At 42.3% G+C, this 13,496-nt stretch carries 16 protein-coding genes; 4 read left to right on the top strand and 12 right to left on the bottom strand.

The window, feature by feature from the left end; genetic code table 11:
- Positions 1–23: 23 nt before the first annotated feature.
- Complete coding sequence (ftsY, locus tag L4C39_RS18015) at positions 24–1,298, bottom strand: signal recognition particle-docking protein FtsY (protein WP_429747284.1); 1,275 nt, start codon at positions 1,296–1,298, stop codon at positions 24–26.
- Between the two features lie 184 nt (positions 1,299–1,482).
- Here ftsY and rsmD point away from each other — a divergent pair, with 184 nt between their 5' ends.
- Together rsmD and L4C39_RS18005 are read left to right on the top strand one after the other, a co-directional pair.
- Complete coding sequence (gene rsmD / locus L4C39_RS18010) at positions 1,483–2,082, top strand: 16S rRNA (guanine(966)-N(2))-methyltransferase RsmD (protein ID WP_017052888.1); 600 nt, start codon at positions 1,483–1,485, stop codon at positions 2,080–2,082.
- On the top strand, positions 2,079–2,345 hold the full coding sequence (locus tag L4C39_RS18005) for a DUF1145 domain-containing protein (RefSeq protein WP_017052887.1): 267 nt from the start codon (positions 2,079–2,081) through the stop codon (positions 2,343–2,345). Before rsmD ends, L4C39_RS18005 begins: the two co-directional genes overlap by 4 nt.
- A 75-nt stretch (positions 2,346–2,420) precedes the next feature.
- Here L4C39_RS18005 and L4C39_RS18000 read toward each other — a convergent pair whose 3' ends face one another.
- From L4C39_RS18000 to L4C39_RS17985, 4 genes are all read right to left on the bottom strand, one after another.
- Positions 2,421–3,005, bottom strand: a complete 585-nt coding sequence (locus tag L4C39_RS18000) for a YhgN family NAAT transporter (protein WP_017052886.1) — start codon at positions 3,003–3,005, stop codon at positions 2,421–2,423.
- A 97-nt stretch (positions 3,006–3,102) separates the two neighbouring features.
- On the bottom strand, positions 3,103–3,336 hold the full coding sequence (locus tag L4C39_RS17995) for a YecH family metal-binding protein (RefSeq protein ID WP_017052885.1): 234 nt from the start codon (positions 3,334–3,336) through the stop codon (positions 3,103–3,105).
- Positions 3,337–3,411: 75 nt separating this feature from the next.
- A complete protein-coding gene (locus L4C39_RS17990) occupies positions 3,412–4,032 on the bottom strand; it encodes a lysoplasmalogenase (RefSeq protein ID WP_113798836.1) in 621 nt (206 codons plus the stop codon).
- A 934-nt stretch (positions 4,033–4,966) separates the two neighbouring features.
- On the bottom strand, positions 4,967–5,335 hold the full coding sequence (locus tag L4C39_RS17985) for a hypothetical protein (RefSeq protein ID WP_017052883.1): 369 nt from the start codon (positions 5,333–5,335) through the stop codon (positions 4,967–4,969).
- Positions 5,336–5,582: 247 nt separating this feature from the next.
- Here L4C39_RS17985 and L4C39_RS17980 point away from each other — a divergent pair, with 247 nt between their 5' ends.
- Complete coding sequence (locus L4C39_RS17980; protein WP_113798834.1) at positions 5,583–5,918, top strand: DUF2500 domain-containing protein; 336 nt, start codon at positions 5,583–5,585, stop codon at positions 5,916–5,918.
- Positions 5,919–5,944: 26 nt separating this feature from the next.
- On the opposite strand, the gene L4C39_RS17975 is transcribed toward L4C39_RS17980, so the two are convergent.
- Both L4C39_RS17975 and L4C39_RS17970 read right to left on the bottom strand, forming a co-directional pair.
- Complete coding sequence (locus L4C39_RS17975; protein WP_429747280.1) at positions 5,945–6,958, bottom strand: acyltransferase; 1,014 nt, start codon at positions 6,956–6,958, stop codon at positions 5,945–5,947.
- A gap of 121 nt (positions 6,959–7,079) precedes the next feature.
- Complete coding sequence (locus L4C39_RS17970; protein WP_371730981.1) at positions 7,080–7,799, bottom strand: SDR family oxidoreductase; 720 nt, start codon at positions 7,797–7,799, stop codon at positions 7,080–7,082.
- 143 nt (positions 7,800–7,942) lie between these two features.
- Between L4C39_RS17970 and L4C39_RS17965 the strand changes: the two genes are divergently transcribed.
- A complete protein-coding gene (locus L4C39_RS17965; protein ID WP_429747278.1) occupies positions 7,943–8,782 on the top strand; it encodes a LysR family transcriptional regulator in 840 nt (279 codons plus the stop codon).
- 102 nt (positions 8,783–8,884) lie between these two features.
- Here the strand turns inward: L4C39_RS17965 and arsJ are convergent, their stop codons facing one another.
- The 5 genes from arsJ to L4C39_RS17940 all read right to left on the bottom strand — a co-directional run bounded on the left by arsJ (position 8,885) and on the right by L4C39_RS17940 (position 13,469).
- Positions 8,885–10,108 carry an organoarsenical effux MFS transporter ArsJ gene (gene arsJ / locus L4C39_RS17960; protein ID WP_017052878.1) on the bottom strand — a complete coding sequence of 408 codons (1,224 nt, stop codon included), beginning with the start codon at positions 10,106–10,108 and terminating at the stop codon, positions 8,885–8,887.
- Positions 10,109–10,232: 124 nt separating this feature from the next.
- Positions 10,233–10,736: a cyclin-dependent kinase inhibitor 3 family protein gene (locus L4C39_RS17955; protein WP_429747275.1), complete on the bottom strand. Its 504-nt coding sequence runs from the start codon at positions 10,734–10,736 to the stop codon at positions 10,233–10,235.
- A 12-nt stretch (positions 10,737–10,748) separates the two neighbouring features.
- Positions 10,749–11,750 carry an ArsJ-associated glyceraldehyde-3-phosphate dehydrogenase gene (locus L4C39_RS17950; RefSeq protein WP_017052876.1) on the bottom strand — a complete coding sequence of 334 codons (1,002 nt, stop codon included), beginning with the start codon at positions 11,748–11,750 and terminating at the stop codon, positions 10,749–10,751.
- A gap of 36 nt (positions 11,751–11,786) precedes the next feature.
- Complete coding sequence (locus tag L4C39_RS17945; protein ID WP_429747273.1) at positions 11,787–12,122, bottom strand: metalloregulator ArsR/SmtB family transcription factor; 336 nt, start codon at positions 12,120–12,122, stop codon at positions 11,787–11,789.
- Between the two features lie 120 nt (positions 12,123–12,242).
- The gene (locus tag L4C39_RS17940) at positions 12,243–13,469 is read right to left on the bottom strand and encodes an EAL and HDOD domain-containing protein (protein WP_017052874.1); all 1,227 of its coding nucleotides are present in this window, start codon (positions 13,467–13,469) and stop codon (positions 12,243–12,245) included.
- Between the last annotated feature and the right edge of the window lie 27 nt (positions 13,470–13,496).

The following is a 13,496-nucleotide window of genomic DNA, read 5'->3' as shown; positions in this document are numbered from 1 at the left end:
TAGTCACCATTAACGGCGAACTATTACTCTTCTCGGCTAAATAGCGCTTCAATAAAATCTTGAGTTTCAAACGGACGTAAATCGTCAATGCCTTCACCCACGCCAATAAAACGGATAGGGATCTGGAATTGGTCTGCAATCGCAAAGATAACGCCGCCTTTTGCTGTGCCATCCAATTTAGTCAATGTGATACCGGTTACTGGCGCAACTTCACTAAACAACTTTGCTTGGCTAATTGCGTTCTGTCCTGTACCCGCATCAAGGGTTAGCATAATTTCGTGCGGTGCTGAATCATCAATTTTCTTCATCACTCGAACAATCTTACGCAACTCTTCCATCAGGTTGCTCTTATTCTGTAAACGACCAGCGGTATCGGCGATCACAACATCAACACCACGCGCTTTCGCCGCTTCAATGGCGTCATAAATAACAGAAGCACTGTCTGCTCCGGTATGTTGCGCGATCACAGGAACGTCGTTACGCTCACCCCAAACTTGCAGTTGTTCAACGGCTGCCGCTCGGAAAGTATCACCCGCCGCAAGCATGACTTTTTTACCTTGGCCTTGGAACTGTTTCGCAAGTTTGCCAATCGTCGTGGTTTTACCAACACCATTCACACCCACCATCAAAATAACGTAAGGTGTTTTGGTGGTATCCACTTCTAGTGGTTGGTCGACTTGAGTCAAGATGTCTGACATCTCTTCTTTTAATAGGCCATATAACGCTTCACCATCTTTCAAATCTTGACGCGATGCTTTTTCCGTTAGGTTTTCGATAATTTTTACTGTGGTGTTCATTCCCACATCAGCAATAAGTAACTGTTCTTCGAGTTCTTCAAAAAGATCTTCGTCGATTTTTTTGCCTTTAAACAAGCCAAAGAACCCAGCACCAATATTGGCTTTCGTGCGGCTTAAGCTGCGTTTTAAGCGTGCAAAAAAGCTTTCTGTTGGCTTCTCTTGCTCTTGAACTCTGACTTCTGCTTCTGCTTCTGCTTCTGCTTCTGCTTCTGCTTCTGCTTCTGCTTCTGCTTCTGCTTCTGCTTCTGCTTCTGCTTCTGCTTCTGCTAGGTCAGCATTATCTGCAGTCGTCTCTTCTTCAATACTATTTTGTGTAGTTTCTTCAACCTCAGAAACCTCTTCTTTAAGCTCATCGACCAATTCCTGCTGGGCAAGTTCTTGCTCAACGGCTTCTTGTTCTAATGCTGACTGTTCAATCTCTTGCTTTTCTACTGGGGCTTTTTGATCATCATCACCAAAGCCAAGCCACGAGAGTAATCCGCGCTTCTTTTTTTCTGTCATCTGAGGAGCTTCCTAGATCTACTTAAATAATTACAACTCTCTGCCTTTTCGACAAAGAAAAATGATAAAGCAGTGAAAATTTTTCATTTAGCTTGCTACACTTCACCATTACAAATTTGTTTAACACCCACTCCAATGTCATGGGGCTCGGTATAGTATCACTTTATTAGCGGTCAAAAAATCTATGGTAAGACGTCGTCAGCAAAACACATCACAAAAAAAGCCTTCAACTGGCTTTGTGCGTATCATTAGTGGCTTATGGAGAGGCAGAAAACTTCCTGTCCATGATGCTGAAGGTCTACGACCAACGACCGATCGTGTGAAAGAAACGGTATTTAATTGGTTAGCACAAGATATCCCACATGCTAACTGCTTGGATGTTTTTTCTGGTTCAGGAGGGCTAGGTTTTGAAGCCGCCTCTCGTCAAGCAGACAAAGTGACCTTATTGGAGTTAAACCCTGCGGCTTTCCAACAGATTAAGACTAACATCACCGCGTTGAAAGCCAATAACATAACGGCAGTAAAAACCGATGCTTTAGCTTTTTTAGGCCAATCAGGTACCCCTTATGATGTGGTTTTTATTGATCCTCCCTTTCATAAAGGCTTACTGACAGAAACCGTTACACTTTTAGAGCAAAATGGTTGGCTCAGTGATGGCGCGATGATCTATATTGAGACAGAAAAAGAGCTGCTGTTAGAGGGGATACCTCAGCATTGGAACTTACACCGCGAGAAAACCGCAGGCCAAGTTTGCTATCGATTATTTGAAAGGGTAACTGAATGAAAATTCTAATTTTATTAGCGAAAGCGTCTATTGCTTTTGTGTGGTTTGTATTGCTGTTTAATATTTTTCAGCCTTTCCCAGGCAAAGCAGCCATTGCTCTATATATCATGACGGCCTTTCTGTTCATTATGCATGGCTTGCAAATGCTTATCTTCATTGGGGCTTTCGGCGATAAAGTCAAAATGAGTCGCTGGGAACGATGGTCGATTCTTTTCTTTGGTATTTTCGCTCTGCTGGATATACGTCGTAAACATATGATGTGATCTTTCATCGTACCAAATAAAAACGGAGCTCATTATCGAGCTCCGTTTTTTTATTCAATACACTCTATTCGTAGTCTAGCCTAGGTAAAGCTTCACACCATCGAGGAACATTTGAGTTGAAATCATCACTAGCATAAGCCCCATGAGTCGCTCAATGGCTTTCAGTCCCTTCTCACCAAGTAATTTATGGAAGAAGTTATAGAACATCAAAATAAAGAAAGTAGCCCCCCAAGCGAGTAACACAGCGATAGACCAGTCAAAAAGTCTATCGGGCTCTTTACTTGAAAGCAGAAGCAAAGATGCAAGAACCGATGGCCCAGCAATCATGGGAATGGCCATTGGTACGATGAAAGGTTCATCACCCGCCGCCAAACCAGTAATGCTTCCTGCTTGCGGGAATATCATCTTAATCGCAATGATAAATAGAATGATACCACCAGAAATACTTAATGTTTCAGGCTGGACATGAAGGAAACTTAAGATCCCCTGACCTGCAAATAGAAAGACCATGAGAATAATTAGAGCAAAGAAAAGCTCTCTAATTAAAACCATTCTTCTACGCTTTGGATCTAAGTGTTTTAGGATCGATAAAACGATAGGCAAGTTACCAAGTGGATCCATAATAAGGAACAACATGGTTGCAGCAGATAAGATTTCCATGAAGATAGTCTCACAAAGCCAGAATTGGCGCAGTATAACAGCCTAATTCTGGCTTTTCGATGCTAAAAGCGGGAATACTATTTAGAATGAAAACGTATTAGTGATGACAAACACGCTCTGTATTTGTTGCCAGTTTTCCATCCACTTCCACCAGTTTTCCTTTTGATAGTAGGAACTCAAGCAGATCATCTAATGTAAGGTCGCTGTGCTGACAAGTACAAAAGCGAGTATCTTGACCATGTTCAGCGGCAACATGTGCATGTAGGTCTTCTTTAGACATTGGGGTTTCGTTTAATAAATTCAGCACATTATGGCCATGAACTTCAGTCATTTTATTCACTCCTATTTTGAGGCACACAGCATAGCGAATTATCAATGCTCTGTTTTGATTTATCACAGTTTAATTTTAGAAAATGATAGAAGACACAATAAGCGCATGAGCAAGAAAATAACTACCTGATATCCAGTAGTTCGCACCTCTTATCGGCTTTCGATAACTGTTAATAACAAACATTAACCCCGAAAAAATAAGAATAAAACAGCCAATAAACCCAAGACTATGCCCTAGCGTGGGTTCTAGCAACCACAACTCTCCACTCGCCCAGCTTAACTGTATTAAGACAATCCCCATAATTGTGGCTGGAAATAGAAAGCTATCAAGTTGGGGAAGAAGCAACAGAAACGCCACGATACTGGTCGCCAACAACAATGCAGGTAACCACCACACAATATCGCCAGAAAGCTGCAACCAAAATAGTTTGCTATAGCATATTTGCGCAATCAGAAAGCCAATAAAAGGTAAGACTCTTTTTTCTGTCAGTACGTGCAATACATCTGAGAACATGAAGAGCGCTAAACCCGAAACCATCCAGAACGCAGTGCTTTGAGTCTGAACTTCGGTCAAAACAATCAAAATCAGTAACAACAGCGTAAATACTTTCGCTGCTAAAGAGTGAGTTCGCTCGCCTCGATTAGCGGCCGAAATACAAATATAGCCTGATAGGCTAACAGCTAGCCAACTCCACATATCATTACCTCTGATGATTCATCGCCGTCAGTCTAGGGAGCTATGATTTGATGTAAAGCGATATAGAGAAAAAGTTGGATCTTGATTGTGAATAAGTATTTATTGGCATTACGAGTTTATAAATAATCTAGCCGCGTATTCCTCACAACGCTCAAGCCTTTTATAGCGGCCTCTTCGGCTCAAAAATTAAAGTAAAACACCAAAAGCAAACGATTACAGCGCTTACTCTCTAGCAACCTCCATCTGCGAGCATGGTCATGCCTACTTTTGTCCTTTGAAATCCTAAAAAAAACCAGAAACACCCAACAAATAATTATTAATTTCATATAGTTAAAACAAAAATAACAACTTACACAGAGACAGACTCCACAACCTATCCAGAGCCAACAAAACAATGTAATTGATGACGATTTATTGTCATTGCATCTTTTTTTTGACACTCACCTTACAAACAGAGCCAACAGGAATAATCAAAAGTATCATTTACCGACCAAAACAAGATTCAGATAAGGAAAGCGCAATTAAGCAAACTTTACATCTATTAACACAATAAAAACACTAAATACCACCAACAAAAACAACAAGTTAAAACCATTGGCGTATGTTTTTTAGACTTAACGCACAAATAAAAAACACATCAAAAATACAAAAAAAGTAAGGATATAAACAAGATTACTGGGTAGATAATGTATATTTACGAAAGCTTGACAACAAATTAGTTGATCAAACCACCAAAGTAATGCTATTGTTAAAGACATAGAGAACATCCACCAAACAAAGGAGCAGTGTTATGATTTCTTCGTCGCAAAAACAAGGGCTTGTAATGATCGCAGTAGTTGTTGGCCTAATGACACTGCCAATGATGTACTAATCAGTACTATCAAAAATACAAAAAGGGACGCGATTGCGTCCCTTTTTTGTTTTATTCTCATTATTATGAAAGATGATTCATTAATTCATCCCAGTGTAAGTAATAAACACCCAATGCTGCAAAAGTGATCAGCCCCATCAATAACACCACAACTCGCCAAATGAATCGGCTACTTCTCGGGGTTAACTCTCTTTCACATTCATCACACACCGATAAAAACTGTTTTCGGTCATCAAGCTTATAATTATCCTCGTGAACAATCTTATTACGAATCGTCGCGATATATCTCAACTTACCGATAACGTCGTGAGGTAACCTCTCTTCACTACTGGTAATCAGTTGATGCAAACCCTTTCCATCGGCATGGTATTGAACTCTCAACAGCTTCTCGATCTTTCGAGTGCGCGTGACGACTTTCTCAATATCAGACATCGCAGTTCTCCTTAACTCATCATAATTCTAGTCGAGCTACTTTCCATTCTTCTATAAATAGAACACATTTTCGAGCACTTAAGCGTAAATTTGAGTAAATACGATGCATATACCACACCAAAGATTGTGAAGTGAGCCGAAAAATAACTCCCCATGTCTAAGTAAAATCGCAGATAAATATCAAAGTCCGACTTTCAGAGCACTTCTCCATATAGAATATAGACTTATTACAATAGGGGTCATCACCATGCCAGTCTCACTTTTACTCTCTCTTATTACTTTAGCTATCCTCGCAGGTTGGGGGTTCAGTCGATTCTACCAACAACATATTCAAGGTGAGAATGCACCAGAACAAACTGCGAATGTAACGATTCTTGATAAGCAATCCATTCAGATAGAAGACGCTCAGCCAGGAGAAGATGACCAAGAGTATTGGATTTATGTACAGCGAGGCCGCATGGGATTAAAACGAGAATTTCAAGTTGGCATTCACTACTTTCATGCACTTCAACCGGGGGATAAAGGGGCGATGACATACCAAGGAACTCGCTTTCTACATTTTGCGAAACAGAGAGAAAGCTAAGCACCTTTATTAATCGCACTCGCTATCTATGGTAATAACCAGCGCGTTTTGGCTGAACGAGACAACAACCAACTTAACCCTAAGGCACCAGCGCCTCCAATGATGACCCACAGAGGGATAACCCAAGCAGGATGGCCTTGATGCCAGTTAAACGCTTTCATCGGCCATAAAAAAATCGGATGGAGAATATAAATCCCTAAACTATGTTGGCTAATGAAACTCACCACTTGATGACTACGCTGAGATAACCTTTCACCATAATAACGACACACCACAAACACCATGCTCGCCGCTAAAACCGTATTCAGCGTTTTGTAAGATAACCAGCGCCCTACCGTATATTTTTCAGCAGTGATACTTCCTGAAACCACCATTGCAATCGTTGCAACCAAAGCAATGATCCCTAGCGCTACCGAAAGGAAGAGGGTCATTTTATTTAACGGCACTTTTTTAAACAGCAGATACCCCAATGGTAAGTACCCACTATAAAGCCATAACTGGTGACTCCAAGGGCCATCAATTTGAAATAGAAATAGCGTGGTGGTCAGTAACCATATTGCGGTATACGCATATATGGCGGAGTCGTCTGTTTTCCTGACGAAGATCTGCAGGAATGGGATCACAAAATAGAGTGGAATAAAGTAGTAAAAGAAGCCTAAATGGTAGTAAGTGTAATGGTGGTAACTATTAAGCAGTACATCCCAACTCACTGCACCATCAAACCCTGCAGCCGACCAGCCTGAAAGATAAGTGTAGAAAAGAGACCAAATAATAAAAGGAAGCAGCACTTTTCCTAAGCGTCTTTTGACATAATACTTCGCATCAAAAGGGCGTGTATCACTCAGCATTAATGCACCAGTGATAAGAATAAACACTGGGACAGCCCAACGACTCACACTATTAATGCTCACCGCCGTTAACCACTGGTCGAATGGAATCGAACCTAACTCGGAACGGTAAGGGGCGAGTACATGAATGGCAATAACAGCAATCGCTGCCACACATCGCAATAAATCGAAAAATTGAACTCTTTGTCTCATATAAATTGATGACCTGTAGTCGAGCCGAATAAGTGGCGTCATCAAACTATAACAACAAAAAAGCTGACCTGTGAATACACAAGGTCAGCGATAAGTAAAAGCTTATGTCGGTTGCAAAAAATTATGCAGGTTGACGAGTCGCAGCAATCACGATTTCACGTACACAGACATTTTGTGGTTGGCTGTAAGCGTAGCTGATGGCATTAGCGATATCTTGAGGAGCAATTGCACCACCCATGCCTTCTTTCCACTCTTGGTAACCAGAAATAATATCTTCGTTAGTTGTGTGGCTAAGAAGATCTGTCTCTACCGCACCTGGTGCAATCGTGATCATGCGTACGCTATCATCTGCCACTTCTTCGCGGATGTTTTCAGTAATCGCATGAACCGCAAATTTAGTACCACAGTAAGCCGCATGGCTTGGGAATGTTTTACGACCTGCAACAGAACTGATGTTGATAACCGTACCTGTTTTACGCGCTTTCATTTTCTCTAGAACTAAGTGAATACCGTTTAGAAGACCAAGTACATTCACGTCAAACATTTGCTTCCATTCTGCTGGATCTTGAACATCAGCATTACCAAGCAGCATCACACCAGCGTTGTTAACTAAACCGTCAACTGGGCCGAATTTTTCTTCTGCTTCAGCAACTGCACTGCGGAAGCTTTCTAGATCTGTGATATCTACTTGACGACAAAGTGTGTTTGGTAGGTTTAATGCTTCTAGTTTTTCAACGCGACGAGCAAGAAGTAGTAATGAAAAACCTTCAGATGAAAGTTGCTTCGCTGTTGCTTCACCAATACCAGAGCTTGCACCTGTAACGACGATTAATTTAGACATTCTGATTCTTCCTATCTTGTTTGAGTCACACGTTTTGTGTGGATGGCGCTACTATATGGATAACAAGAGTAAATGATAAATATCGTTTTCTTAGAGTTATGATAAGTTAAACTTATGGTTTGATTTTTAGAAAAGGAATGAGGATGGACTTACGCCTGTTACGCAGCTTTGTTGCTGTTTATGAAGAGAAAAATATCACGGCAGCGGCTGAACGTTGTTTTGTCTCTCAACCCTCCATTTCAAATGCCGTAAAACAGCTAGAAGAAGAATTAAATACGTCGCTCTTTGTTCGACACAAAAAAGGGGTCGATCTCACTGACGAGGCACATTACCTCTACCCTCTTGCCATTCGTTTACTCAATGACATTAATAAGTTACCTAGTTTGTTCCAAGAAAGAACCGAATGCTTACCGATCAAGCTGGCAAATTTCCCTGATATCAGCCAGCTTGAAATGGCAAAACTGCTCAAAAGATTAACTCAGCAGATCCCAAACCTACTGATAGAGATTGTCGATCATGATGCAGAGTGCGATGCGAGAATCACCCTAGATCTATTTCAGGGGGAAGATGAGATATTCCTACCGCTATGGGATGAGGACTACGTTCTTTGTATGTTGCCTGATCACCTACTTTCCGAACAAGAGAGTGTCGAGCCATATCAACTCCACCAGCACGATTTTATTGAGTGTCCACCTTGCCAAGCGCATCAACAAACCGTTGGACTACTGGCTTGTGATGGACTCGCCCTGAATATGGTGGCAAAAGCAGAACACAAAACTCAAGTCATGCACTTGGTGCAGTCTGGGTTAGGTATTTCATTTCTACCGACTGGTGTATTAGAAGCCTCTCAAAAACTGATCACTCGCCCGCTCAATGGACCAAGAATGTTTCGCCGCTTAGGGCTATGTTACCCCGCCACAACGAGCTTACAACCAGCATTGCAACTGATCTTAAAAGCGCTAAGTCGAGAGCATAACGAGTAAATTCAATTATCCAATTGGTGCTCGTTACGATGAATAGAAAAAAGCCACGTAGGATAATCATACGCGGCTTCTTCATCACTCAATGCCAACCAATAAGATCCCCTACTGAATGGCTCTATCTTTCGAAAGTGTCGGGAGTTTGAGTGAAATGAGTGTCGTCACCAATAGAAAAGCAAACGAGACCCACAAACACGCTGCCAGCCCCGCCACTTGGAATACCCAACCCGACAGAATCGTACCAATCAAACGGCCCATCGCATTCGCCATGTAGTAAAAACCGACATCCATTGATACGCCATCACCCTTGGCATAACTCACAATAAGGTAAGAGTGTAATGATGAGTTGACCGCGAATACCGCACCGAAGATCATCAACCCCAATACAATCACTAATTGTGGCTGCCAACCGATTTGTACGGCATAAGCAATCAGCCCTGTAATGATGGCAAGTAACCCTGCCCATCGTAGAGCCGCATGACCATCTGGCACTCGTCCTTGCGCTTTCCCTGTGATCTTAGGGGCAAAGCCTTGAACCACACCATACGCAATAACCCATGTCGCGAGAAAACCACCGACCCACAAGTGATCCCAACCAAACACGCTACCCAGGTAGACAGGCAGAGCAACGACAAACCATACGTCACGGGCACCAAATAAGAACATTCGCGCGGCGGACAAAATATTGATCGGTTCAGACTTAGAGAAGATCTGAGTAAATTTAGGTTTATTTTTCGCTTTGCCCATATCGCTTTCTAACCACGATAAACTGCCAATCAGTACCACCGCGAGGACAGAAGCCATCAACAGAACCGAGGCTTGAAAGCCAATCATCGATAACAGCAACCCACCTAGGAAAAAACCCGCACCTTTAAGTGCATTCTTAGACCCCGTGAGAATCGCAATCCATTTATACAACGCACCTTGTTGGTTATCTGGCACTAGTGTCTTGATCGCGCTTTTTGCACTCATTTTATTTAAATCTTTGGCGATTCCTGATAATGCTTGAGCCGCCATCACCCATGGTATCGTCAACCACCCACTTGGCACCGCGAGCATGAGCAAGGCGATAATTTGCATTGCTAAACCGACATTCATGGTTCGATTTAGCCCTAATCGAGCACCCAACCAGCCACCAATGAGGTTCGTCACCACTCCAAAGAATTCATAGAAAAGGAACAGAGACGCGATCGCTAACGTTCCGTAACCTAAATCATGGAAGTAGAGCACCACCAACATGCGAAGCGCACCATCGGTTAATGTAAAATTCCAATAATTAAAAGTGACCAATATATATTGGCGAACGCTTTTGCTTAGGCTTGAAAACATAACGTCATACCTATCGAAGGAAAATGATTCAGGTAGTTCATGGAGCTTTTATTTCCAGAGCTGTCGTTCATAGAGCTTTAGGAACATGGTGATCCTAAAGCTCTATGAGCTAACGAATCAAAAATTATTGAGCCGCGACACTGTTGATGTATTCAACTTGAACGGATTTGGTAAACGCTCCCGGACGAAGAGCTTGAACATCACGAATAATCTCTTCTAATGCCCAGTTTTTCTCTAATAGAAAGTGCGCTGCAAATAGCCCTGTACGACCTGACCCACCCATGCAGTGCATCGCCACCTTGCCTCCATTACTTATAATCTTATGAAGGGTCGGGCTTGTCGCTTGCCATTTTTCGGCAAAATCAGCCCCTGGCGCACAGTCATCTTCAATTTCAATTTGAAACCATCGCATGCCTAGAGCCTGGGTCTTCTCACCGAGTTCGCTCACGCCTTTGCTTGCCAGTTCAGCGTCATCAAGTGCAGTGACAATCGCTTCAACACCTTGAGTTTTAAGCTGGGCTAAAGAAGTATCGAGATCGACCCCTTTAGTACCTGGACACGGTGTGAGCACTAAGGCTCCCGTCTCTACATCCAGTTGCCACGTTGGGTGAACAGTAGAATTTGTCATGATGTTTGCTCCTTATGCCAAACCAACAGTACGAACTAATTCAGCAGTACGAGTCGCGTACCCCATTTCGTTATCGTACCAAGCATAAATTTTCACCATACGCTTACCGACCAACATCGTTGAAAGCGCATCCACAATCGTTGAACGTTGATCCCCTTTGTAATCAATAGAGACCAATGGACGCTCTTCAAAGCCAAGAATGCCGCTTAATTCATTCTCTGACGCCTCTTTCAGTAACGCATTCACCTCTTCAGCGGTTGTATCGCGCTGAACATCAAAAATAATATCTGTCAGTGACGCATTCGCTAAAGGTACACGTACCGCATGACCGTTGATCTTATCTTTTAGCTCAGGGAATATTTCAACAATTGCTGTAGCACTCCCTGTGGTGGTTGGGATCAAACTCATACCACATGCACGAGCACGGCGTAGGTCTTTATGAGGTGCATCCAAAATGGTTTGAGTATTGGTCAAATCATGAATCGTCGTGAACGCGGCTTGCTCAATGCCTAACTTTTCATGAATCACTTTAACGATAGGAGCCAAGCAATTCGTCGTACAAGATGCCGCTGTTACAATCTTATGTACTGCAGGGTCAAAAATATGGTCATTCACACCGACAACGATATTGGCAATACCGTCCTCTTTTACCGGAGCAGAAACCACAACGCGCTTCACTCCTTGCTCAAGGTACTGGTTCAAATAAGCCGTTTTGCGATGTACGCCTGTCGCTTCAATCACAACATCACAGCCAGACCAATCAACGGCATTAATCTCTTTCTCTTGCGAAGTCGCAACCTTATGGCCATTAATAACAATATCTGAATCTTTAGCCGTTACAGCATGGTGCCAACGGCCTTGAATAGAATCGAATTCCAACAAATGCGCTAAAGTCGCGGTATCTCCAGCCACATCATTTATTTGCACAAACTCCACTTCTGGCCAATCAAATGACGCTCTTAAAGCCAAGCGACCAATTCGTCCAAATCCATTGATACCAATCTTAATCGTCATACTCTTTCTCTCTCAATCTTTACTCAATTCAATCCATTAAACACAAGGTCGATCGCTCATCAATTTCAATCGTTCACTATCGGTTAAATACTGTTGCTGCAAGCAATTTGACTCCTTCAAGCTGGTGATCACTTTCCTCATCCAACCAGGAAGATCGCTTGAGACTTGGTAATACACCCACTGCCCTTTTCGCTCATCCACCAGCACGCCGGATTGACGTAACTGTGCTAAATGACGCGATACTTTAGGCTGGCTTTCACCTAAAGCTTGCGTTAATTCACACACACACAAACTGCCTTCACGGGCAATAATTAGCAGGCAGCGCATGCGAGTTTCATCCGCAAGCATTTTAAAAAATTGATGAGGTAACATACTTAAATCTCACATATACGCATATCCATATATAATAGATAAAAAAAAGCACCCGTCAATGCGAGTGCGTTCTTGTCATCAAAAATTCATATCCAAAAATGATAAGGTGGCGTCGAGCAATTAAGAAAGACTGACCATGTCTTGGCTCCATTTCTGTGCCGCCACTAATTCATAGCGCACATCATCCATATTTAAGCCTAATATTTTACAGTGCTCCTCCATGCCACTCCAATCAGCATGTTCATAACACTCTTCCAATGCTAGTAAGCTTCCGTAGGGCCCTTCTCGTCTGAGTAGTGCGACCTTGATAACATGGCTTAACGGAAGTTGTTCAACCAAACTGTCTAAGGAGAGATCAAGCAGAGCATCAAGCATTGAAAACAGTCCAATCATAAAGGCTTGTTCTTGATGATCTTGAAAAGGGCGATACCGAGACATCAATTGACAAAATTGAGCACGATGCAGTGACATATTGTATAGCTCTTTCGGCTTCTTATCAGAAACATAAGACGCAACAGCCAAAGAGACAAAAATCTTAAGCTTATCTTGCCCTAAATAGACTAAAGCTTGGCGAAAAGAGGAGATAGTGACTTCAAGGCGCGGTGACATCGTATTAACAAAGCGCAATAATTTATATGACAACGCCACATCTTTAGCGACAATATTTTCCACCTGTTTAAAGTCAACTCCGGGCTTACAAACTTCTTGAAATAGCTCCATTGCAATCGCTTGTTCTGGCCCGACATATTGCGTTTTCATCACTTCAGGTTTGCTAAAAAAGTAACCTTGGAAAAACTTAAAACCTGAGTTTTTTGCTTTTTCAAATTCAGCTTCCGTTTCGACTCTTTCAGCGAGAAACTGACACTTAGTCCTTTTTAACTGCTGTTCACGCACAATTTGGCAAGCATTGTCTAAGCCTAACGCCATAATATCGAGTTTAATGATATGGGCGTACTGTAGAAAACGTTCCCATTCAGGAAGAAAGGTAAAATCATCAAGAGCCAGAATATAACCACGGCGATAAAGTTCACGTATCGCCTCAAGCAATTCATCCGTCGGTTCGCACGTCTCTAGAATTTCTACCACAATACTTTCTTTAGGCAGAGTCAGAGGCAAGCCACGCAATAAGCTAGCTTGAGGGAAATTAATAAAACAACGCGAACTTTGAATCGTCGGATTAACGCCTATCGATAAGAAATTTTCGACAATCAGCCGATAAGTGGCCCGGTTTGAATCAATATGGGCTGGGTAAGCATTATTTTCACCGTCACGAAATAACAGCTCATACCCGATAGTATTCTGTTTTCGGTTAAAAATAGGCTGTCTTGCCACATAGGTGTTATTCATCGATCCACTCAATATAACTATTTGATT

Source organism: Vibrio clamense, assembly GCF_050337905.1.
GTDB classification, from domain to species: Bacteria; Pseudomonadota; Gammaproteobacteria; order Enterobacterales; family Vibrionaceae; genus Vibrio; species Vibrio cortegadensis.
This window is presented reverse-complemented; position numbering and strand designations above follow the sequence as displayed.

Coding starts and splice junctions, on each gene's coding strand:
- L4C39_RS17970 (WP_371730981.1), bottom strand. CDS start 7,799: ATGTCTAAATTAATCGTCGTTACAGGTGCAAGCTCTGGTATTGGTGAA.
- L4C39_RS18005 (WP_017052887.1), top strand. CDS start 2,079: ATGAAAATTCTAATTTTATTAGCGAAAGCGTCTATTGCTTTTGTGTGG.
- L4C39_RS18000 (WP_017052886.1), bottom strand. CDS start 3,005: ATGGAAATCTTATCTGCTGCAACCATGTTGTTCCTTATTATGGATCCA.
- L4C39_RS17950 (WP_017052876.1), bottom strand. CDS start 11,750: ATGACGATTAAGATTGGTATCAATGGATTTGGACGAATTGGTCGCTTG.
- L4C39_RS17995 (WP_017052885.1), bottom strand. CDS start 3,336: ATGACTGAAGTTCATGGCCATAATGTGCTGAATTTATTAAACGAAACC.
- L4C39_RS17965 (WP_429747278.1), top strand. CDS start 7,943: ATGGACTTACGCCTGTTACGCAGCTTTGTTGCTGTTTATGAAGAGAAA.
- L4C39_RS17945 (WP_429747273.1), bottom strand. CDS start 12,122: ATGTTACCTCATCAATTTTTTAAAATGCTTGCGGATGAAACTCGCATG.
- arsJ (WP_017052878.1), bottom strand. CDS start 10,108: ATGTTTTCAAGCCTAAGCAAAAGCGTTCGCCAATATATATTGGTCACT.
- L4C39_RS17955 (WP_429747275.1), bottom strand. CDS start 10,736: ATGACAAATTCTACTGTTCACCCAACGTGGCAACTGGATGTAGAGACG.
- L4C39_RS17990 (WP_113798836.1), bottom strand. CDS start 4,032: ATGTGGAGTTGGCTAGCTGTTAGCCTATCAGGCTATATTTGTATTTCG.
- ftsY (WP_429747284.1), bottom strand. CDS start 1,298: ATGACAGAAAAAAAGAAGCGCGGATTACTCTCGTGGCTTGGCTTTGGT.
- rsmD (WP_017052888.1), top strand. CDS start 1,483: ATGGTAAGACGTCGTCAGCAAAACACATCACAAAAAAAGCCTTCAACT.
- L4C39_RS17985 (WP_017052883.1), bottom strand. CDS start 5,335: ATGTCTGATATTGAGAAAGTCGTCACGCGCACTCGAAAGATCGAGAAG.
- L4C39_RS17980 (WP_113798834.1), top strand. CDS start 5,583: ATGCCAGTCTCACTTTTACTCTCTCTTATTACTTTAGCTATCCTCGCA.
- L4C39_RS17940 (WP_017052874.1), bottom strand. CDS start 13,469: ATGAATAACACCTATGTGGCAAGACAGCCTATTTTTAACCGAAAACAG.
- L4C39_RS17975 (WP_429747280.1), bottom strand. CDS start 6,958: ATGAGACAAAGAGTTCAATTTTTCGATTTATTGCGATGTGTGGCAGCG.